The sequence below is a fragment of the Rhizobium sp. O111 genome, from assembly GCF_055616315.1.
This window is the reverse complement of record NZ_JBSHXL010000001.1, coordinates 514222-534242: the sequence shown is the minus strand read 5'-3', so window position 1 is coordinate 534242 and position 20021 is coordinate 514222. Positions and strand designations below refer to the sequence as shown.

The window sequence follows — 20021 nt, the reverse complement described above, 5'->3', positions numbered from 1 at the left end:
GCCTCCCGTGACACAACCGCCGAAGACGCCGCTGCTGGACAAGGTCATTTATCCGGCCGACCTCCGAAAGCTGGAGGATCGCGACCTGCCGCAGCTTGCGCGCGAGGTGCGCGACGAGATGATCGACGCGGTGTCGAAGACGGGCGGACATCTTGGCGCCGGCCTCGGCGTGGTCGAACTGACGATCGCCATCCACAATGTCTTCAACACGCCCGACGACAAGCTGATCTTCGATGTCGGGCACCAGTGTTATCCGCACAAGATCCTGACCGGCCGGCGCGACCGCATCCGCACGCTGCGCCAGGAAGGCGGGCTCTCGGGCTTTACCCGCCGCGCCGAAAGCGAATACGACCCGTTTGGCGCCGCGCACTCCTCGACCTCGATCTCGGCCGGCCTTGGCATGGCGGTGGCGGCAGACCTTTCTGGCTCGAAGCGCAATGTCATCGCGGTGATCGGCGACGGCGCTATGTCGGCAGGCATGGCCTATGAGGCGCTCAACAATGCCGGCGCGCTCGATGCGCGGCTGATCGTCATCTTGAACGACAACGACATGTCGATCGCGCCGCCGACGGGCGCCATGAGCGCCTATTTGGCGCGCCTCGCCTCAGGCCGCACCTATATGGGCATGCGCGAAGTCGGCAAGAAGCTCACCAGCTATCTCGGCAAGTCGGTCGATCGCGCCATTACCCGCGCCGTCGAGCATGCGCGCGGTTACGTGACCGGCGGCACGATGTTCGAGGAGATGGGCTTTTATCATATCGGCCCGATCGACGGTCACTCCTTCGAGCACCTGCTGCCCGTGCTGCGCAATGTGCGCGACAATGCGCATGGGCCGGTGCTGATCCATGTGGTGACGCAGAAGGGCAAGGGCTACGCACCCGCCGAAGCCGCCGCCGACAAGTATCACGGCGTCAACAAGTTCGATGTCATCACCGGCGCGCAGGCGAAGGTGAAGCCGAACGCGCCGAGCTACACCAATGTGTTTGCCGAAGCGCTGGTGCAGGAAGCCGAGCTCGACGACAAGATCGTCGGCATCACCGCCGCCATGCCGAGCGGCACGGGTCTCGACAAGCTGGCAAGCGTGTTTCCGTCGCGCTGTTTCGATGTCGGCATTGCCGAGCAGCATGCCGTGACCTTCGCAGCCGGACTTGCCGCCGAAGGTTACAAGCCGTTTACAGCACTTTACTCGACCTTCCTGCAGCGCGCCTTCGACCAGGTGGTGCACGACGTGGCGATCCAGGGCCTGCCAGTGCGCTTCCCGATCGATCGCGCCGGTTTCGTCGGCGCCGACGGGCCGACGCATGCGGGCTCCTTCGACACGACCTTCCTCGCGACGTTGCCTGGCTTCGTCGTGATGGCCGCCGCCGACGAGGCGGAGCTGAAGCACATGGTGCGCACGGCGGCTGCCTATGACGCCGGCCCGATCTCCTTTCGCTATCCGCGCGGCGAAGGCGTGGGCGTCGAGATGCCGGTTCGCGGCGAAATCCTGCAGATCGGCAAGGGCCGTATCGTCAAGGAAGGCACCAAGGTGGCGCTGCTCTCCTTCGGCACGCGATTGGCCGACTGCATGCTGGCCGCCGAAGACCTCGATGCCGCAGGGCTTTCGACCACGGTTGCCGATGCGCGCTTCGCCAAGCCGCTCGACCACGACCTGATCCGCCAGCTGGCGCGGCACCACGAAATGCTGATCACCGTTGAAGAGGGTGCGGTTGGCGGCTTCGGCAGCCATGTGCTGCAGTTCCTCGCGACCGAGGGCCTGCTCGACAACGGGCTGAAGGTGCGCTCGCTTGTTATGCCCGATCTCTGGGTGGAGCAGGCGAAGCCCGAGGTGATGAATGCGCAGGCCGGGCTTGATCGGGCCGGAATTGTCGGCACCGTGTTCAAGGCGCTTGGGCGGCCGGCGGCTGTTGGGTTTGCTGGGTAAGCGGGTTGATTGATGGGTCGGGTGAACGCTCGGCCTCTTCGAGTTGCTCGGTAAGCTAACTCCGCGCGAGAATTACCCCCCTCTGCCCTGCCGGGCATCTCCCCCACAAGGGGGGAGATCGACTCGTGGTGAGGTTTACGCCAAACAATGATCGTGGAGCGAGCGGCTGCCCCCAGCCAATCTCCCTCCCTGTGGGGGAGATGTCCGGCAGGACAGAGGGGGGCGCCACTTGCCTCAACATTCGCGAATAGCGTCTCTCAATCCTTCCTCACGCCGTCGCGATAGAACATCATGCCGCCATGATGGAGCACGTCGTTGACGAACTCTCCGTCGGCGGTGAAGCCGGTGTCATCCCAGTAGTCGATATGGCGGCCCCTCACCTCGTAGCGCCCCTGATAGGCACTCTTGACCGTCCCACGCGCTTCGTCATAGCGGCCGTTAGGCAGGAGTTCCTGCCTGATGCGGCCGTCGGCGGTTACCCACATGCCGATATAGGGGTGGGTCGAGTCGGGAGGTGTTTGCATGTTGATATCCTTGGCGAAAGCGCTGGCGGCGGCAAGGGTGATCAGCGCCGCCGCGAGGGATTGACCGATGACCATGATCACAACCCCGCATTGGCCGTCGGGCGCACGACGATGTCGTTGACGTCGACATCGGCGGGTTGGTCGATGGCGTAGAGGATGGCGCGGGCGATGGCGTCGGGTTTCAGCGCCACGGCGCGGTAGGCGACCATGGCTTCGGCGGCGAAGGGTTCGGTTATGGTGTCGGCGAGTTCGGATTCGACCACGCCGGGATAGACGCAGGTGACGCGCAGGATCTTGTTTTCCTGCCTGAGGCCATCCGAGATCGCCCGCGCCGCGTACTTCGTCGCGCAATAGACGGCCGCGGTCGGCGAGACGGCGAGGCCGCCGACGGAAGAGACATTGATGATCTGGCCGGATTGCTGGGCGTTCATGACGGGCAGCACGGCGGCAACGCCATAGAGCACGCCCTTGATGTTGACGTCGATCATCCGGTCCCATTCCTCGACCTTCAGCGAGGACATCAGCGACAGCGGCATGACGCCGGCGTTGTTGACAAGGACGTCGACGCGGCCGAACTCGGCAATGGCGGCAGCGACGAAGGCCTGCATGTCGGCGCGGTCGGTGACATCGAGCGCTCTCGAGATGACGACACCGCCCGCGGCACGGATTTCCTCGCTCAAAGCGTCCAACCGGTCGGTTCGGCGCGCGCCGATGACCAGCTTTGCGCCAGCGCGCCCCAATTCGCGGGCGGTGGCGGCGCCGATGCCGCTGCTGGCGCCTGTGATCAGAACTACCCTGTTGTTCATATCGGTCATGTCTTGCTCCTCAAGCGATCTGTTGACCGACACAGGATCGCGCCGACGAGACCTGTTGCGGTAGACGGCTTTTCCGGAATTCTTGCACGATCCTCCGAAATGGGATGATGGTCTCTTGGCAAATCGCGCGAGACGTCCGATGCTGGCGCCATGGAAACAATTACCGATCTCGCCGCCCTGATCGACCGCCATGCCGGCGTGGATGGAAACTTCGACACCGTGCTGCCGCGCGTCGGCGTTATACGATCCTCGGCGACGACGGAGCCGCTGCATACGCTCTACAAGCCCTCCTGCTGCATCGTGGCGCAGGGGCGCAAGCGGGCGACGATCGGCGACACCAGCTATATCTACGATGCCGCGCATTATCTCGTTGTTGGCGTCGACCTGCCCGTCATCGGCGCGGTGATAGAGGCCAGTCCCGATGCGCCCTATCTCTGCCTGCGGCTGCAGTTCGACCGCACGCTTCTGAACGAAATGATCGCCGGTGCACCAGCACGCGACGAGAACCCGGCGGCGGCGCGGGTCAGCGAGACGACGCCAAGGCTGATCGATGCGGCGGCGCGTCTGCTTGGTCTTCTCGATACGCCCGAGGATGCGCCGGTGCTGGCGCCGCTTGTCGAGCGGGAGATTTTGCACCGGCTGATTTCCGGACCGCAGGGCGGGCTGATCCGGCAGATCGCCAGCGGCGAGAGCCGGTTGAACCAGATCGGCCGGGCGGTGGATTATGTCTGCCGCAATTTCGGGAGCCCATTCGCGATCGAGGAGCTGGCGGATATCGCCGGCATGAGCTCGTCGTCCTTCTACGAGCATTTTCGCGCGGCGATGGCGATGAGCCCACTGCAGTTTCGCACCCAGATCCGCCTGCAGGAGGCGCGGCGGCTGATGATCGTCGAGGGGATGACGGCGGCCGAGGCGGGGTTTCGCGTCGGATATGACAGCCCGTCGCAATTCAACCGCGATTATGTCCGTGTGCACAAGGAGACGCCGAAGCGGGATGTGGCGCGGATGCGCATATCTCCGAACCTCTCCGGATTCTAGGAGGCGGCGGGCGGCAGCAGGAACAGCGTCAGGCCGAATATGGCGTAGACGGCGAGCGCCAGCACGCCGACATACCAAGCGCCGCGCCCGCCATTGGAGAGCAGTGCGGCCGCCATCATAGCGAGGAACATCATGGCCACCGCACCCGGCCAGAACTGCAGCGACATGGGCTCGGGGCCGATGAAATAGCTGACAATGACGAGAACGGGGGCGACGAAGAGCGCAATCTGCGAGGCGCTGCCAAGGGCGATGCCGACGCTGAGATCGAGCCGGTTGGCGCGGGCGGCCGAGAAGGCCGCGGTCATTTCCGCCGCCGCACCCACGAGCGCCACGACGATGAAGCCGACAAAGGCGGGCGTCATCCCCATCTTCTCGGCCGCCGCCTGCACCGAGCCGACGAAGACTTCGCTGATGACCGCGACGAAGAGTGTGACCACGACGAGGATGATGATGCTGGTCGAGAGCCCCCAGCCGCCATGATGCTCCTCGGCCTCGCCGACGCTGGCGAAGAGCTCGCGGTGGGTCTTCAGCGAAAACAGCATGCCCATGGCGTAGACCGCGATCAGGATCACGGCGAGGCCGAGGCTGAGCGCCTGCACCATCTCCGGCCCCTGGTCAGCACGGCTCACCAGCGAGGGCACGAACAGGGCGACGGTGGCGAGAAAGAGCAGCGACGCCTGGAAGCGGGCGCTGACGCGATTGAACTCCTGCAGGTGATGTTTGAGACCGCCGAGCAGGAAGGAGCCGCCGAGCATGAACAGCGTGTTGGTGACGATGGCGCCGGCGATCGAGGCCTTGACCAGCAGATATTGCCCCGCCTGCAGGGCGGCCAGCGATATGACGAGTTCGGTGAGATTTCCGAGCGTGGCGTTCAATAGGCCGCCGACGGCGTCACCCGTGCGGGCGGAGACGGCTTCCGTTGCGCGGCTGAGCAAAGCCGCGAGCGGGATGATGGCCAGCACCGAGAGGATGAAGAGCAGCGTGTGCGATTCCGGCGAGGCGATATCCGTCAGGATCACCACCGGCACGAAGACGAGGAGTGCCAGGAGCGGCGCGGCGCGGAGCTCGGCTATTGTCGCCTCGACCAGCCCCGAAGGCCCATGTTTGCGCTGAACGTTCTGCACGGCGGGCTCCATCCGAATTTTCGCGCGGATGAGAATAGGGGCTTGGCTATCGGCCTGCATTGCGCGCGATCAACGCTGCGCCGATATCGCTACCTTTCCCGCGAAGGATTGATCCTGCGCAATGCGGAGCGTCCTATGCCTGCTAATTTGGCCGGGATGAAAGCGAGAGGTGTGGTTGGAATGCAGTCAGGAGCGGCGATCGGAGTGCGGTACGTGGTTGTGCCGGGCCGCCTTGGGCTTGTCGACGTCATCGATGGGGCGACGGGCTTGCCTGTCGAGGCCGGGGTGACGGCCGTGCTGCTCGAGCCGCGTGAAGCGAGCGAACTTGTGCGGTGGCTGCTGCGTCGAGCGCATGCAGAAGGCATTCGAGCGCGTGCCGAAAGCGACGACGCTGGCGAGCGTTCATCGCGCGCCGCTTGAAGCGTGCCGTTCTGTCGGCTCTCGCGTAGACGCAGCGAAGCCGAGATCGCCGCGCAATATTGATATTGACCCACATAGGCTGGAGGTCCGGTGCCCGTCAATTTTCTCCTTGCCACCGCGCTGATCGCGGCCACGGTCGCCATACAGGCCGTCTTCATGGAGATCGGGCTTCGCGCCATCCGGCACGCGGAGCCCGGATATCTCGGCCGCCATGCCACGATCGCCACCGTCGCCTGGGTCAGCTACCTCCTCATTCCGATCAGTCTCGATATCTGCCTCTGGGCGCTTCTCTACTATCTGATCGGTGCGCTGCCATCGCTTGACGACGCGATCTATTTCTCTACCGCCACCTTCACGACGGTCGGCTATGGCGATGTCGTGCTTGGCAAGGAGTGGCGGCAGATTTCGGCTTTCGAGGCGGTCAACGGCTGGATCATCTTCGGCTGGGCGACGGCGCTGATCATGGCGGTCATCCAGCGCCTGTATTTCCCGGACGGCAAGGCTAACGACGCGTGACGCGTCAGCCTCGCGAGGTCATGAAGACGCCGACCAGCGTGACGCCGAGACCGACGAACATCGTCAGCGTCAGCGGCTCGGAAAACAGCGCCCACGCCCAGAGCATGGTGACCGGTGGGCTCAGATAGATCGCGGCGCTGACCTTGGCGACCGGGAAGAGCCGCAGGCTGGTGTAATAGACCGAATAGGCGGCGAAGGTGGCGATCAGCACCAGCCAGACCATGCCGATGGCAAAGTTCTGGGTCATCGGCGGCGCGATATCGCCTTGGATCAGGGCGCAAATGCCGAAGAGCACTGAGCCGGTCAGCGTATGGATGCAGAGGCTCTGATGCACCGGCATGTGGCCGACGCGCCGGCGCTTGTGGAGCACCGAGGCGAGCGCGAAGATCAGCATCGAGCCGACGGTCAATCCATAAGCCCAGAGCGGTGCAGAGCCGAAGCTCAGGCTATCGAGCGAGACGATCAGCACGCCGGCGACGGCGATCGCCGTACCCAGCCACTGGCGGCCGCTCAGGCGTTCGCCGAGCACCGGCTGCGACAGGGTGGCGATGGCGAGCGGCAGCAGGTCCGAGATCAGCGCCACAAGACCCGTCGGCACGCGCTGCTCGATCGCCAGCGCGAAGCCGCCGAGATAGAGGAAGACGGACATGACGCCGAACCACATTTGCCCGACGATCGCCTTCCGCTGCATGCGCGGGCCGATGGTGAGGGCGAAGGGCAGCAGGATCAGGCCGGACAGCAGCGTGCGCCAGAAGAGCACGAGCACGACGCTCGCCTCCTCGCTGGCATAGCGGATACCGACGAAACCGGAGCTCCAGCCGATGATCAGCAATGTGGCCATCAGCGGCCATAGAAGGCGATGCTGCTGCTTGGTCGTGGCGGTCAATGCGTGGTCCGTCATCGGTCATCCCTGTCATGCGTCTCACCGAGGGCATAAGCCATCGCTGCAAGCCAGGCACATGACAAATTTCGATCACAGCATGACTTTCAAACTAATCCAGTCATGGAAGTTTGCAAATGCGGGCTCTCCGTTGCATGCTCTGATCGGCAGGCAACGAAGAGACCGAGCGAAATGAGCGACCTGAACAACCGGCGGCTGGAGATCGACGCTCTGCGCGCCATCTGGGCGATCCGCCATCACGGCGGCATCACGCGGGCGGCGGAAGCGCTTGGGCTGTCGCAATCGGCCGTCAGCCACAAGATCAAGCGGCTGGAAACGAGCCTCGGCTGCGAGCTCCTGAACCGCAAGGCCGGTTCCACCGCCTTCACCACCGAGGGCGAGGAGCTGCTGGACTATGCCGGCCGCATTCTCGGCCTGCATGACGAGGCGCTGCTCAGCCTGTCGAAGACGACGCTGGCCGGGCGGATCGCACTCGGGCTGACGGAGGATACGACCTGCTCCGCCCTCGCCCACATTCTCGGCCGCTTCCGCCGGCTGCATCCCGATGTGTCCGTGCGTACGCAGGTCCGCATGAGCCTGGTCTTGAGGGCGATGCTCGAGCAGGGCGAACTCGACGCGGCGATCGTGCAGGTCTTCGCCCACGAGGTGCGCCCGACCGATGTCATCCTGTTTCGAGAGACGCTGCACTGGGTGAAGCATCCGAGCCTGCTCTTGCCGCAGACGACTTCCGTGCCCTTCCTCTCCTTCCACGACGATTGCTTCTATCGCCATTGGGCGCTCGATATCGGGCAGGATGGCGGGATCATGCTGGAGACGGTGTTCGAATGCGCCAGTGCCGCGGGCATTGTCGCCGCCGTCAGCTCCGGCATGGGGGTGGCACTGCTCAACGAGCGGCATCTCAGGCCGGAGATGCAGATCATCACCGACCGCTTCCCCGTGCCGCCCGATCTCGTCTATGTGGTCCGTCGCGGCCGCAAGGTGCGCAACGCAGCGCTCGATACGCTGGTGGCAGAGATCGAAAGCGAGATCAGCCGCTATGGCGGGCTGGCGCTGGCGAGCTGAGGTTTTCGGCCAGCTGGATCCTCAACGAGAAAGGGGCCGCGTCATGCGCAGCCCCTTTCCTTTCCGGTCCATGATCAGGCGTTCAATCAGAACTCCGACCATTCTTCCTTGACGGCCGCGGCACTTGCACCGCCACCGAAGGCGCGGGCGACGCTGCGCTTCAGCGCATTGGCCGGCGACGCGACCGGGCGCGAGGCGTTGTTCGCGGGTGCTGCGCGTGGCGCGGCGCGGTCGTTGCCGAGGTTGAACTGGCGCAGCAGATCGTCCAGCGCCATGGCTTCCTGGGCGAGCGAGTGGCTGGCGGCCGTCTGTTCCTCGACCATGGCGGCGTTCTGCTGGGTGCCCTGGTCCATGTTGTTGACGGCGGTGTTGATCTCCTGCAGGCCGATCGACTGTTCGCGCGTGGCGGTGACGATGGCGCCGACATGGCGGTTGATCTCCTGCACGGCGCCGACGATTTCGGACAGCGCCTTGCCGGTTTCGCCGACCAGCGAGACGCCGGAATTGACCTGCGTACCCGAGGTGTTGATCAACGCCTTGATTTCCTTGGCGGCATTGGCGGAGCGCTGGGCGAGCTCGCGCACTTCCTGGGCGACGACCGCGAAGCCCTTGCCGGCTTCGCCGGCGCGTGCTGCCTCGACGCCTGCGTTCAGCGCCAAAAGGTTGGTCTGGAAGGCGATGTCGTCGATGACGCCGATGATGTTGGAGATTTCGCCCGAGGACTTCTCGATTTCCTGCATGGCGGTGACGGCCTTGCGGACGACCTCGCCGGAGCGTTCTGCGCCGAGACGGGTGCGCTCGACGAGCTGGCCGACATCCTCGGCGCGCTTGGCGCTGTCGCGGACCGTCGTGGTGACTTCTTCGAGGGCTGCTGCGGTTTCCTCGACGGCTGCGGCCTGTTGCTCGGTGCGGCGGGCCAGATCGTCGGCTGCGGTGCGGATTTCGCCGGCGCCGGCATTGATGGCGGACGCGTTATGGCCGACCGACTGCAGGGCTGCCTGCAGCTTTTCGACGGCGTGGTTGAAGTCGTTGCGCAGGCGGTCGAACTGCGGCGCAAAGGCGGTGGTGATGCGGATCGCGACATTGCCGTTGGCAAGGCCGGAGAGACCATCGGCGAGGTTGTCGATGGCGAAGCGCAGATCGCTTTCCTCGCGCGCCTTCTGCTCGTCGCCCATCTGGCGCTGGCGTTCGGCATCTCCACGCATGCGGTCGGTTTCGCCGGCAAGGCGCAGCTTCTCGATCGCCGCGTTCTTGAACACCAGCACCGACTGCGCCATGCGGCCGACTTCGTCCTGGCGATCAAGTGCCGGAACCTCGATATCGTTCTGGCCACCGGCCAGACGGCCCATGGCGGAGGTCATGCCGACGATCGGGCGAACGATGCTGCGCGACAGCATCCAGGCAAGCACGACGGCTGCGAGTGCCGCGAAGATGCCGCCGAAGAGCAGCGTCATGTTGAGCGCCGCGCTGGCATCGGCCTTGATGGCGGAAAGCGCTGCGGATTCATCACGCGCGGCCTGCTTGATCTTGGCCGAGGCCTGGCGGAAGCCGTCGAGCTGGCCCTTGGTTTCGTTGACGCCGATCTTGACGATCTGGTCGATCGGCATGTCGGTTTCCTTGCGCGCCTTGCTCTGCGGCACCGCAAGCTGATTGAAGTAGAGATCGGCGGCCTTCTGCATGGCGTCGATCTGGCCCAGGAACTCGGTCTTGCCCGCGGCTGTCTGCTTGGCGGCGGCGATCGCGTTCAGCATGCGGTCGCGGTTGTTGAAGAGATCGCCATAGGTGCTGTCGCTCTTGAAGAGCAGGAAGCCGCGCAGGTTGACGGCCTGCTCGAGCATGGCCTGCAGCGCGTCGTCGATCTGGTTGACCAGCAGCTCCGACCGCTTTTCCTCGATGGCAGCTTCCGCCACGGCGCCGGCCTTCGAATAGACGAAGGCGGAGACGGATACAAAGATGAGAATGAGAGCCGCGAAGGTCGCGGCGAGCTTACCGTTCAGGGACATGTTTCTAGCAAACATCAGTCGGTCTTTCCTGGGCGCCTGGCGCCATGGCAAATCGGGCACGCGTCAGCGCGTGCGGGGAAACTATCAACGAGGGAAAACATGATCGGCGGTAGAATTTCGGGCCATCATGGCGGACGCGGTTTTCGGCCGCTGCAATCGACGGCGACACTAGCCACGGAAAATTTAAAATTGTTTAAGTCGGCGCGGCAACTGGTCGCAGTTTATCCTGGAAAACCGCTGTGCAGCAGGGTGAGCAGCCTACTTGAGAGCAACATCACCCTCTGAACAACCGCGCAGGTTGTAGCTCTCTTCAAACTCACACAGGACAGGCTAATTTCGTCGTTGCTTGGATAGGTCAGCCGCTACGCAACCGGGCGCGCATGTCGCGCGGCGGTCTGTGCAAGGAGGCAGCTTGCAACGCAAACCAACAAAAGGCTTGCAACGCGCGGCATTGCCCGGCATGGACAGGCCATGTCCGATCAAAATACACAACGCATCGACCAGCTCCTCGTCAGCCTGGGTCTTTTTGCCAGCCGTTCGCGCGCCCGCGACGCGGTCAGCCGCGGCACCGTCAAGGTCGACGGCAAGGTCGTCACCAAAGCCGGCGCCGTCTTCGACGAGGATGTCTCGATCGAGATCGACGATCCCGCGCAGGAATATGTGTCGCGCGCGGCGCTGAAGCTCGCGGCCGCGCTCGATCATTTCAAGCTCGATCCGACGGGCCATCACTGTCTCGATGTCGGCGCATCCACCGGCGGCTTTACCGAAGTGCTGCTCGAACGCGGCGCCGCGCATGTGACCGCGATCGACGTCGGCCATGGCCAGATGCATCCGCGGCTTGCCGAGAACCCCGATGTCACCAACATCGAGGGACTGAACGCGCGCAATCTGGAGGCCGAGGATATCGGCCATCCCCTCACCTTCATCGTTTCCGACGTTTCCTTCATCACGCTGAAGCTGGCGCTTGCCCCGGCGCTCGATCTCGCTGAGCCGGGTGCGACGGCCGTGCTGCTGGTCAAGCCGCAGTTCGAGGCCGGGCGCGAAGCGATCGGCAAGGGCGGCATGCTGAAGGACCCTTCGACCGCGCCCGCCGTTGCCGCCGAACTGGAGCGCTGGTTCGTCGAGGACATGGGCTGGACCAGCCTCGGGCTCATCCCCTCTCCCATCTCGGGCGGGGACGGAAACCAGGAATATCTACTCGCAGGAACCAAGCCGTGAGCACTGAAACAGTCACCATCCAGAAGCTCGGCGCCCAAGGCGACGGCATCGCCAACGGCACTGATGGCCCCGTCTACGTTCCCTTCACGCTGCCGGGCGAGGCAGTCGCCATCGCGCGCGTCAAGAGCCAGGGCACGGTGATGTCGATCACCACGCCCTCGCCGGCGCGGCAGGAGCCGCACTGTCGGCACTTCGGCCCCGATGGCGTCAACGGCACCTGCGGCGGCTGCACGCTGCAGCACGCAGGCGACGCGGTCTATCGCGGCTTCAAGCGCCAGCTGGTCATCGATGCACTGAAATCCAAGGGACTGGCGCCTGAAGTCGGCGAGCTCGTCGTCGCTCATCCCGGCGAGCGCCGCCGCGTGACATTCGCCGCGCGCAAGACCGAGAAAGAGATGCTCATCGGCTTCAACCAGGCCGAAAGCCATCATCTCGTCAACATCGAGGAATGTCCCATCTCGTCGGCAAGCCTAATCGCCCGGCTGCCGGCGATCAAGGCGATCGGCGCGGCACTTGCCGTCAACGCCGAAGCGTTCCGTATCACCGTGCTGGAAACGGCAACCGGCCTCGACATCGCCGCCGACGGATTGAAGAAACTGTCGGACCAGCAGCGGCGTAAGGCGACCGAGACCGTGCTTTCGATGCGCGGGATCGCCCGCGTCTCCGTCAATGGCGAGATCCTGATCGAGCCGGTGAAGCCGATGCTCGATTTCGGCGGTGTCCAGGTATCGCCACCGGCGGGAAGCTTCACGCAGGCGACAAAGCCGGCGGAAGAAGCAATGTCCGAGCTGGTGCTTGCCCATGTCGGCAAAGCCAAGCGCATCGCCGACCTCTTCGCCGGCACCGGAACCTTCTCGCTCAGGCTGGCGCGGATTGGCCGGGTGCATGCGGTCGAAAGCGAAGACAAGCCGCTTGCGGCACTCGACCACGCCGCGCGCAACACGCAGGGGATCAAGCCCGTTAGCGTCGAGCGCCGCGACCTGTTTCGCCGGCCGCTGATGACATCGGAACTCAAGGTCTACGACGCCGTCGTCTTCGACCCGCCGCGCGCGGGTGCCGAATTCCAGTGCAAGGAGCTTGCCCGCTCCACGGTCAAGAAGATCGCCGCCGTCAGCTGCAACCCGCTGACGCTTGCGCGCGACCTCGCCATTCTCGTCGAGGGCGGCTATCGCATCACCTCGGTGACGCCGATCGACCAGTTCCTCTGGACCTCGCATGTCGAGGTGGTGGCGACGCTGGAGAAGTAAGCCCGGCGCGCCCGACTACCGGATAGAGGTCAGCTGGCGGTCCGCAAAAGGCCGCCGGCCAGATGCTTGAAGGCATCGACGACCTTTTCCAGAACCGCATGCGGATCATCGGCCGCGGCGATCCAGAGCGCTGCATTGAGCGCCGCTCCGTTGATCAGCCGGGCGGCGGCTTCGGCATCCACGGGCTTGACGATACCATCAGCAATCAGCGCCTCGATGGTCTCAGTGCTGGTGCGCAGGCAGGCTGTCTGGTTCGGCCATTGCGAGGGATCGCCGAGCACGGCGGGACCATCCAGCAGCATGATCCGCTGGATTTCAGGCTCGATCGCCATCTCGATATAGGCGATGCCTTCGTTGATAAAGCCTTCCCAGGGTGTCTTCCCCTTGGCCTGCGCGGCGCGCTGGCGCACCAGCATCTCGGCGTCGATCTGGTCGATGACGGCCTGCAGCAGCCCCTTCTTGTCGCCGAAATTGTGATAGAGCGCACCGCGCGTCAGGCCCGCTTCGGCCGTGAAATCATCCATCGACGAGGCGGCGTAACCCTTTGTGGCAAAAGCCTTTCGGCCGGCCGCGATGAGCTTTGCCCTCGTTTCCTCGACCATCTGCGCACGCGTTCTCGCCGTCACTCTCGTCTCCATAAATTAGCATACGCAACGTATGCGTATTGACATACGTGATGTATGCCAACATATATTCGCATACGGGGCGTATATCATTTGCGCACCCGGGAGTGAAGAGCAGAGATCCAGGTGACTGAAAAGCAACGTGTCGCGCCCTTTGGCGTGACGGCGGACGCCCTGCCTTTGCCTTGTTGAAACAGGAGCATGACATGACCAAACGCGACGCAATCTTCCCCGCCGGCCGACAGGCGCTTTATGAGATCAACAGCTATTCGGCGGCGATCCGCTCCGGCGACCTCCTCTTCGTCTCCGGCCAGGTGGGCAGCCGTGAGGACGGATCGCCGGAGCCCAATTTTCCGAAGCAGGTGCAACTCGCCTTCGACAATCTCGCCGCCGTGCTGAAGGCCGCCGGCGCCGGCTTCGACGACATCATCGACGTCACCAGCTTTCATACCGATCCCGAAAACCAGTTCGCGACGGTCAACGACGTTCGGCTGAAGGTGTTCAGCGATAAGCCCTATCCGAACTGGACGGCTGTCGGCGTCAACTGGCTGGCGGGCTTCGATTTCGAGATCAAGGTGATCGCCCGCATCCCCTCCCCCGCTGCGAAATAAGCCGGCCTCGCCAATTTTGGTTGACTAGGAAACTTAAATGTCTTAGTTTACTAGTCAACTAACGAGGTATCCGTGGCCAAAGTCAAACCTATCTCCGATATCGAAGCGCATCTTGGCTATTGGCTGCGGACGGTATCGAATGCCGTGTCGCAGAGTTTCGCGCGCAACGTGGAAGCGGAAGGCGTGACGGTGGCGGAGTGGGTGTTTCTGCGCATGCTTTACGACGTCGAGAGCATTGCGCCCTCGCAACTGGCCGAGCGCATGGGCATGACCAAGGGAGCGATCTCCAAGCTTGCCGATCGACTGGTCGAGAAGAACCTGGTGAGCCGCGACGCCAAGCCGGATGGCAAGCGCGGGCAGACGCTGATGCTCAAGCCTGCGGCCCGCGAGCTGGTGCCACGGCTGGCGGAACTGGCGGACCGAAACGACGCGATGTTTTTCGGCGGGCTTTCGCCTGAGGAGCGCGGGGAACTCGAGCGGCTGTTGCGGCTGATCGCGCGGGAGCGTGGTCTCAGCGACATCCCGGTCAGTTAGGGCCAGCGAGCTTCGATTTCAGTTTCAAGAGAGGAGAGCGCCATGAACGCGCAACAGACGACCATTGCCCAGACCTGCCTTGATGGCGCTTATGACGGGACGATGAGCTTTCCCGAGATCGTCGGAACGCTGATCGGTTCCGGCTTCGAGGGCTATACCGTCGATTATCGCCTGAACACGACGACCTACTTCCTGCCTGATGGCGACAGCGTCGTGCTCGACAACCGCCCGGTGGAGGATATGGTCGCGCTCGCCTTCGACGCGGAAGGCGTTGGCGCGCAGATCAGATGGGCGCAGGCGAACCCGCCCGATTACAGCTACGGCGCCTTTTGCAAAAATGTGAAGGCAATGGGTTGCGCCGGCTACATGGTGTCGTTTCCCGGCCGCCGCGTGCTCTACTTCGGTCGCACCGCCGAAACGCATGTCGAGCATTTCCCGTCGTGAACAAATGCGCGTGTATCGTCGATAGAAAATCAAAGCATATTTTCATATGCTGAAGATGGATGATCTATAAATTCATCTATGATAAATAATCTGCGTGTATCAATGGATAATACACGGAGGATAATATGTTTGTTATTTCCATTGATGATCATGGCGACGAACGGAATTTCCTGGCGACATCCTTCAATATTGACAGGGGCGTCGTGATTGCCACGATATGCGGCATGAAGCGCAAATTCGATGCTGCCGATGTCATCGATATTCTACCGGTGGAGCCGCTTTCGGCCCGCAACAACCGTTTCGTCGCGGAACAGCCCGAGCGTCAGCGGATGCACGGATAACGGGTTTCCCCGATCTTTCCAAGTCCATAAAAGAACGCCCGCGACATGCGCGGGCGTTTTGTCGTTTATATCACCGATCGATCAGGCGGCGGCGTAGCGGCGCGCCATGCCGCGATTGCCCGGCTGCAGGTTGAACTGGCCAAGCAGGTGCATCAGCTTGGCGGCTTCCTGGGCGAGACCGTGGCTTGCGGCCGTCTGTTCCTCGACCATGGCGGCGTTCTGCTGGGTGCCCTGGTCCATGGTGTTCACGGCCGTGTTGATCTCGGCTAGGCCGGTCGACTGTTCGCGGGTGGCGGTGACGATCGCGTCGACATGGCGGCTGATATCCTGCACCTGGCCGACGATCGTTTCCAGCGACTTGCCGGTTTCGCCGACGAGGCTGACGCCGGAGCGCACCTGGGCGTTGGAGGCCGAGATCAGCGTCTCGATCTCCTTGGCGGCTGTGGCCGAGCGCTGCGCGAGTTCGCGCACTTCCTGGGCGACGACGGCAAAGCCCTTGCCGGCCTCGCCAGCGCGTGCGGCTTCGACGCCGGCGTTGAGCGCAAGCAGATTGGTCTGGAAGGCGATGTCGTCGATGACGCTGATGATGTTGGCGATCTTCTGCGAGGATTGCTCGATCTCGGTCATGGCGGAGACGGCCTTGCGGACGATGTTGCCGGATTCCTCGGCGCCGCCGCGCGTGCGCGACACGAGGCTGCCGGCTTCCTCGGCGCGGCGGGCGGTGTCCTTCACCGTGGTGGTGATCTCTTCGAGTGCTGCGGCCGTTTCCTCGATCGAGGCGGCCTGCTGCTCGGTGCGGCGCGCAAGGCCATCGGCGGCGTTGCGGATTTCGCCGGCACCGGCATCGATCGCATGCGCATTGTGGCCGACCTCTTCCAGCGCTTCGCTGAGCTTGGCGACCGAGGCGTTGAAATCGCTGCGGAGGCGATCGAGGTGATCGGCGAAAGGCTGCTCGATGCGATGGGCGAGATCGCCTTCCGACAGGGCGCCAAGGGCACCGGCAAGCGCTTCGACGGCATGATTGATCTCGGCTGCCTCGCGCGCCTTGACGGCTTCGTTGCGGGCGCGTTCGTCGCGGGCATGGGCGCGGTTGTCCTCGGCGCTGCGTTCGAGATCGAGGCGGGCAAAGGCGTTGTCGCGGAAGACGGAGACGGCGGCGGCCATGTCGCCGATCTCGTCATGGCGGTTGGTATAGGGAACGGCGGCTTCGAGATCGCCATCGGCAAGGCCGGCCATGCGCGAGGCAATCGTCGTGATCGGCCGCGAAATGCGCTTCCAGGCGAGATAGGCGGCGGCGATGGCGGCAACGAGCGCCACGGCAAGACCGGCGACGATCGAGACCGTGCCGGCGTAATAGTTGCCGGCGGCCGAGACGAGGCCGGCATCGGTCGACTGACGATCTCTCGCGATCATGCCGTCGACCAGCGTCTGAATGTTGTTGGCCGACATTGACAGCTCGCCGCGATAGAGCGAATTGGCCTGGCTGCGCTTGTTGTCGAGCGCGAGCGCGATGATCTTGTCGGCAACGGCGGTGTCGTTATCGAGCGCCTTCTGCAGCCGCGCGAAATTCTGGGTCATATACTCGCTCTTCGGCTGCTTTTCGAAGGCATCGATGGCGCTCGCAAGCCGCTGGCGGCGGGTCTTCAGCGTGGTCTCGGCGTTGCGGAAATCGGTCTTGCCCGAGGCCAGCAGATAGTCGGCATAGCTGCGGCGCACGTCGTTCAGCGTGGTGACGATGGCGTGCAGGCGCTCGGTATTCGGAATATTCTGCCCGCCGATCTCACGCGTATTGGCTTCGAGACTGGTCAACGCGACGGCGGCGATGGCGCCCTGCACGAGGGAGATGGCGACGAGGGACAGAAAGAGCACCGGTAGCAGCGTCTTGATCTTCATTTTGAACATAGCATTGTCTCGAATGCGGCCGACCGACATGCCTCAGCGATCGGAGTGACGATCCGCTGGCGTCTGCGCCTTTGATTTTGCCGGAAAAGGGGCCGGGCGCTCATGCCCGTGCTGCGTCATGCATTGCCGATCACTAAACAAGGGAATTGGTAAAATTTGATTAAAAGTAATACTTTTTGAACATTCCGGCACCTTCGCAGCCTCAACGGCGCATGAAAGCTTCGAATGCGGCGCGGGCTTCGGCGCTTTGCAGGCGGGTGGCGAAGTGGCGAGCTTCCTCGTCGATACGGGCGATGATCTCTTCGCGGTCCCCGCGGATGAGATCGCGGGACAGGCGCAGCGCCTCGGGCGGCTTGGCGGCGAGCTTTGCGGCGAGGCTGAGCGTTTCCGCTTCGACCTGATGCGGCTCCACGACTTTGAAGACCAGGCCGGCATCCCTCGCCTTCTCGCCGGAGAAGGGTTCGCCGGCGGCGAGCATGGCGAAGGCGCGCTGGGCGCCCATGATGCGCGGGGCAAGCAGGCTGGAGGCGGCTTCCGGCACCAGAGCGAGATCCACGAAGGGGGTGCGGAACTGGCTGCGGGCGGACGCGATCGTCAGGTCGCAATGCAGATGCATGGTGGTGCCGATGCCGATCGCCAGGCCATCGACACCCGAGACGATGGGCTTTGCCGAGCGCACCAGCGCATAGAGGAAATCGATGACCTCGCGCGGCATGCCGCCGCCCATCGCCATAGCCAGGAAGTCGCCGAGATCGTTGCCAGCGGAAAAGCAGCCCTCTGTGCCGAGGAAGGCCGTGGCGCGGATGTCGGGGTTGCCATCAGCCGCGGTCAGCGCCTCGGTCATGACAGAATACATCGCGCGGGTGATGGCGTTCTTCTTGTCCGGGCGGTTGAAGCGGATGATCTGGACGCCGAGATGGGGCTCGGGGCGCTCGACGAGAATGTGGTCGGTCATATCGGGTCCCTCAGGCGAGAATGGATCTGGCGGCGGCGAGGCTTGCGGCACCGTTGACGACGCTGTCCTTTAGCGCGGTGGTCTCGGCCAGCAGGTTTTCGGCGGCGAAGCGGCAGAGCGCGATGCGATCGGCGGCCTTGCCATCGTCAGCATCGGCAAGAGCACCCTTGGCGAGATAGCAGCCGGTGAGCGTCAGGCCGAACAGGCGCTGATAGGGCGTGGCGCCGGAAAGCGCGTCGGCCACGTTGCCCGCCGACAGTTGCGCCAGGAGCCAGTCGGTCGCCTCCTGGAGATCGGTGACGGCGGCGTTGAGGCGGTTTGCACTGGCGCCGAAGTTTTCGGTGTTGGAGGCACCGACGCGGTCGGCGATCGCCCGTAGCTCGGCGATCAGGCTTTTGACCTCGCCGCCATCGGATAGCGGCAGCTTGCGGGTGACGAGGTCGATCGCCTGGATGCCGTTGGTGCCTTCGTAGATGGGGGCGATGCGGGCGTCCCTGAGATAGCGCGCGGCGCCGGTTTCCTCGATGAAGCCCATGCCGCCATGCACCTGGATGCCGAGCGAGGCGACGTCGACGCCGATATCAGTGGCGAAGGACTTGGCGACCGGGGTCAGCAGGGCGGCGCGCTCCTGCCAGTGTTTTTTGTCATCACCGGCGCGGTGGGCCATGTCGGTGGCGTGGGCGCAGCTATAGGCGATGGCGCGGGCGCCCTGGGTCAGCGCCTTCATGGTGAGCAGCATTCTGATGACATCGGGATGCTCGATGATCGGGCTCATGCCGCCCGTTTGGCCTGCCCCCGTCCAGCCGGGCGCCTTGCCTTGGGTGCGCTCGCGGGCATAAGCGACGGCCTTCTGCGTGGCGGCTTCGGCGATTGCGACACCCTGCATGCCAACGGCAAGGCGGGCGTTGTTCATCATCGTGAACATGCAGGCGAGGCCCTTGTTTTCCTCGCCGACCAGCCAGCCGATGGCGCCCTTTTCCTCCCCGAAGCGGCCGTCGCCATAGATCATCGTGCAGGTGGGCGAGCCGTGGATGCCGAGCTTGTGCTCCAGCGCGTGGCAGAAGAGATCGTTGCGGGCGCCGAGCGAACCGTCTTCGTTGACGAGAAACTTGGGTACCAGAAACAGCGAGATACCGCGCGTACCAGCCGGCGCATCCGGCAGTCGGGCGAGCACCAGGTGGATGATGTTGTCGGCGGCGTCGTGTTCGCCCCAGGTGATGAAGATCTTCTGCCCGAAGATACGGTAGCTCCCATCGCCGCGGCGTTCGGCGCGGGCCTTGAGCACGCCGAGATCGGAGCCGGCATGCGGCTCCGTCAAGTTCATCGTACCGGTCCATTCGCCGGAGACGAGTTTCGGGAGATAGGTTGCTTTCAGCGTGTCGCTGCCATGGGCGGCGATGGCCTCAATGGCGCCCATGGTGAGCGTCGGGCAGAGCGCGAAGGCCATGGAGCCGGAGTTCCACATTTCGAGTGCCGCGACATTCAGCATGTGAGGCAGCGCCTGGCCGCCGAAGTCTTCGGAGGCCGTCAGGCCGTTCCAGCCGCCTGATATCCAGTTGCGATAGAGATCGCGCCAGCCATCCGGCGTCGTCACCTTGCCGTCCGATATGCGTGCGCCCTGGCGATCGCCGATGTCGGCCAGCGGGGCGATCTCGTCGGATGCGAAGCGGCCGGCTTCATGAAGGATCGCATCGACCAGATCCTCGCCGAGATCGCCAAGCAGGCCGTCGTCGATCGCCTGGGCGAGACCGGCCACATGCTTGAGGGTGAATGCGATCTCCTCGACGGGCGCCTTGTACATGCTGCTCTCCTCGCAAGC

The 20021-nt window shown here is 63.9% G+C and carries 20 protein-coding genes; 11 read left to right on the top strand and 9 right to left on the bottom strand.

Translation table 11 applies throughout. The annotated features are described in order from the left end of the window. Positions 1-7 precede the first annotated feature (7 nt). Entirely contained in the window at positions 8-1924 is a 1917-nt protein-coding gene (dxs, locus tag ACVTFQ_RS02640; protein ID WP_047508446.1) for a 1-deoxy-D-xylulose-5-phosphate synthase, read from the top strand. 257 nt (positions 1925-2181) lie between these two features. Here dxs and ACVTFQ_RS02635 read toward each other — a convergent pair whose 3' ends face one another. Continuing rightward, on the bottom strand, positions 2182-2523 hold the full coding sequence (locus tag ACVTFQ_RS02635) for an Atu4866 domain-containing protein (RefSeq protein WP_409527940.1): 342 nt from the start codon (positions 2521-2523) through the stop codon (positions 2182-2184). A gap of 2 nt (positions 2524-2525) precedes the next feature. After that, on the bottom strand, positions 2526-3263 hold the full coding sequence (locus ACVTFQ_RS02630) for an SDR family oxidoreductase (RefSeq protein ID WP_112435951.1): 738 nt from the start codon (positions 3261-3263) through the stop codon (positions 2526-2528). Between the two features lie 150 nt (positions 3264-3413). Between ACVTFQ_RS02630 and ACVTFQ_RS02625 the strand changes: the two genes are divergently transcribed. Next, positions 3414-4301 carry an AraC family transcriptional regulator gene (locus tag ACVTFQ_RS02625; RefSeq protein WP_111561877.1) on the top strand — a complete coding sequence of 296 codons (888 nt, stop codon included), beginning with the start codon at positions 3414-3416 and terminating at the stop codon, positions 4299-4301. On the opposite strand, the gene cax is transcribed toward ACVTFQ_RS02625, so the two are convergent. Next, positions 4298-5437 carry a calcium/proton exchanger gene (gene cax / locus ACVTFQ_RS02620; protein WP_111561876.1) on the bottom strand — a complete coding sequence of 380 codons (1140 nt, stop codon included), beginning with the start codon at positions 5435-5437 and terminating at the stop codon, positions 4298-4300. The two genes, ACVTFQ_RS02625 and cax, sit on opposite strands and share 4 nt — an antisense overlap. Here cax and ACVTFQ_RS02615 point away from each other — a divergent pair. After that, complete coding sequence (locus ACVTFQ_RS02615) at positions 5402-5845, top strand: hypothetical protein (RefSeq protein ID WP_162718064.1); 444 nt, start codon at positions 5402-5404, stop codon at positions 5843-5845. The genes cax and ACVTFQ_RS02615 overlap by 36 nt on opposite strands. 90 nt (positions 5846-5935) lie before the next feature. Next, positions 5936-6361 carry a potassium channel family protein gene (locus ACVTFQ_RS02610; RefSeq protein ID WP_111561874.1) on the top strand — a complete coding sequence of 142 codons (426 nt, stop codon included), beginning with the start codon at positions 5936-5938 and terminating at the stop codon, positions 6359-6361. Between the two features lie 4 nt (positions 6362-6365). Here the strand turns inward: ACVTFQ_RS02610 and ACVTFQ_RS02605 are convergent, their stop codons facing one another. Then, positions 6366-7262 (bottom strand): DMT family transporter, encoded by an 897-nt coding sequence (locus ACVTFQ_RS02605; RefSeq protein WP_111561873.1) that lies wholly within the window; start codon positions 7260-7262, stop codon positions 6366-6368. Positions 7263-7433: 171 nt separating this feature from the next. Between ACVTFQ_RS02605 and ACVTFQ_RS02600 the strand changes: the two genes are divergently transcribed. After that, a complete protein-coding gene (locus ACVTFQ_RS02600) occupies positions 7434-8324 on the top strand; it encodes a LysR family transcriptional regulator (RefSeq protein WP_111561872.1) in 891 nt (296 codons plus the stop codon). Between the two features lie 86 nt (positions 8325-8410). On the opposite strand, the gene ACVTFQ_RS02595 is transcribed toward ACVTFQ_RS02600, so the two are convergent. After that, on the bottom strand, positions 8411-10342 hold the full coding sequence (locus ACVTFQ_RS02595) for a methyl-accepting chemotaxis protein (protein WP_111561871.1): 1932 nt from the start codon (positions 10340-10342) through the stop codon (positions 8411-8413). A gap of 456 nt (positions 10343-10798) precedes the next feature. Between ACVTFQ_RS02595 and ACVTFQ_RS02590 the strand changes: the two genes are divergently transcribed. Together ACVTFQ_RS02590 and ACVTFQ_RS02585 are read left to right on the top strand one after the other, a co-directional pair. Then, positions 10799-11545 (top strand): TlyA family RNA methyltransferase, encoded by a 747-nt coding sequence (locus ACVTFQ_RS02590; protein ID WP_111561870.1) that lies wholly within the window; start codon positions 10799-10801, stop codon positions 11543-11545. Continuing rightward, a complete protein-coding gene (locus ACVTFQ_RS02585) occupies positions 11542-12792 on the top strand; it encodes a class I SAM-dependent RNA methyltransferase (RefSeq protein WP_112435952.1) in 1251 nt (416 codons plus the stop codon). Before ACVTFQ_RS02590 ends, ACVTFQ_RS02585 begins: the two co-directional genes overlap by 4 nt. 29 nt (positions 12793-12821) lie before the next feature. Here the strand turns inward: ACVTFQ_RS02585 and ACVTFQ_RS02580 are convergent, their stop codons facing one another. After that, positions 12822-13394, bottom strand: coding sequence for a TetR/AcrR family transcriptional regulator (locus tag ACVTFQ_RS02580; protein ID WP_111561868.1), 573 nt, complete (start codon positions 13392-13394; stop codon positions 12822-12824). Between the two features lie 227 nt (positions 13395-13621). Here ACVTFQ_RS02580 and ACVTFQ_RS02575 point away from each other — a divergent pair, with 227 nt between their 5' ends. The 4 genes from ACVTFQ_RS02575 to ACVTFQ_RS02560 all read left to right on the top strand — a co-directional run bounded on the left by ACVTFQ_RS02575 (position 13622) and on the right by ACVTFQ_RS02560 (position 15345). Then, complete coding sequence (locus tag ACVTFQ_RS02575; protein ID WP_111561867.1) at positions 13622-14026, top strand: RidA family protein; 405 nt, start codon at positions 13622-13624, stop codon at positions 14024-14026. A gap of 72 nt (positions 14027-14098) precedes the next feature. Further along, a complete protein-coding gene (locus tag ACVTFQ_RS02570; RefSeq protein ID WP_111561866.1) occupies positions 14099-14560 on the top strand; it encodes a MarR family winged helix-turn-helix transcriptional regulator in 462 nt (153 codons plus the stop codon). 42 nt (positions 14561-14602) lie between these two features. Beyond that, the gene (locus tag ACVTFQ_RS02565; protein ID WP_111561865.1) at positions 14603-15004 is read left to right on the top strand and encodes a DUF1398 domain-containing protein; all 402 of its coding nucleotides are present in this window, start codon (positions 14603-14605) and stop codon (positions 15002-15004) included. A 125-nt stretch (positions 15005-15129) separates the two neighbouring features. Beyond that, positions 15130-15345, top strand: a complete 216-nt coding sequence (locus tag ACVTFQ_RS02560; RefSeq protein WP_111561864.1) for a hypothetical protein — start codon at positions 15130-15132, stop codon at positions 15343-15345. A gap of 81 nt (positions 15346-15426) precedes the next feature. On the opposite strand, the gene ACVTFQ_RS02555 is transcribed toward ACVTFQ_RS02560, so the two are convergent. The 3 genes from ACVTFQ_RS02555 to ACVTFQ_RS02545 form a co-directional block, all read right to left on the bottom strand. After that, positions 15427-17247 carry a methyl-accepting chemotaxis protein gene (locus ACVTFQ_RS02555; protein WP_111561863.1) on the bottom strand — a complete coding sequence of 607 codons (1821 nt, stop codon included), beginning with the start codon at positions 17245-17247 and terminating at the stop codon, positions 15427-15429. 202 nt (positions 17248-17449) lie between these two features. Further along, positions 17450-18202 (bottom strand): crotonase/enoyl-CoA hydratase family protein, encoded by a 753-nt coding sequence (locus tag ACVTFQ_RS02550; protein WP_111561862.1) that lies wholly within the window; start codon positions 18200-18202, stop codon positions 17450-17452. Between the two features lie 10 nt (positions 18203-18212). Continuing rightward, a complete protein-coding gene (locus tag ACVTFQ_RS02545) occupies positions 18213-20003 on the bottom strand; it encodes an acyl-CoA dehydrogenase (RefSeq protein WP_111561861.1) in 1791 nt (596 codons plus the stop codon). Between the last annotated feature and the right edge of the window lie 18 nt (positions 20004-20021).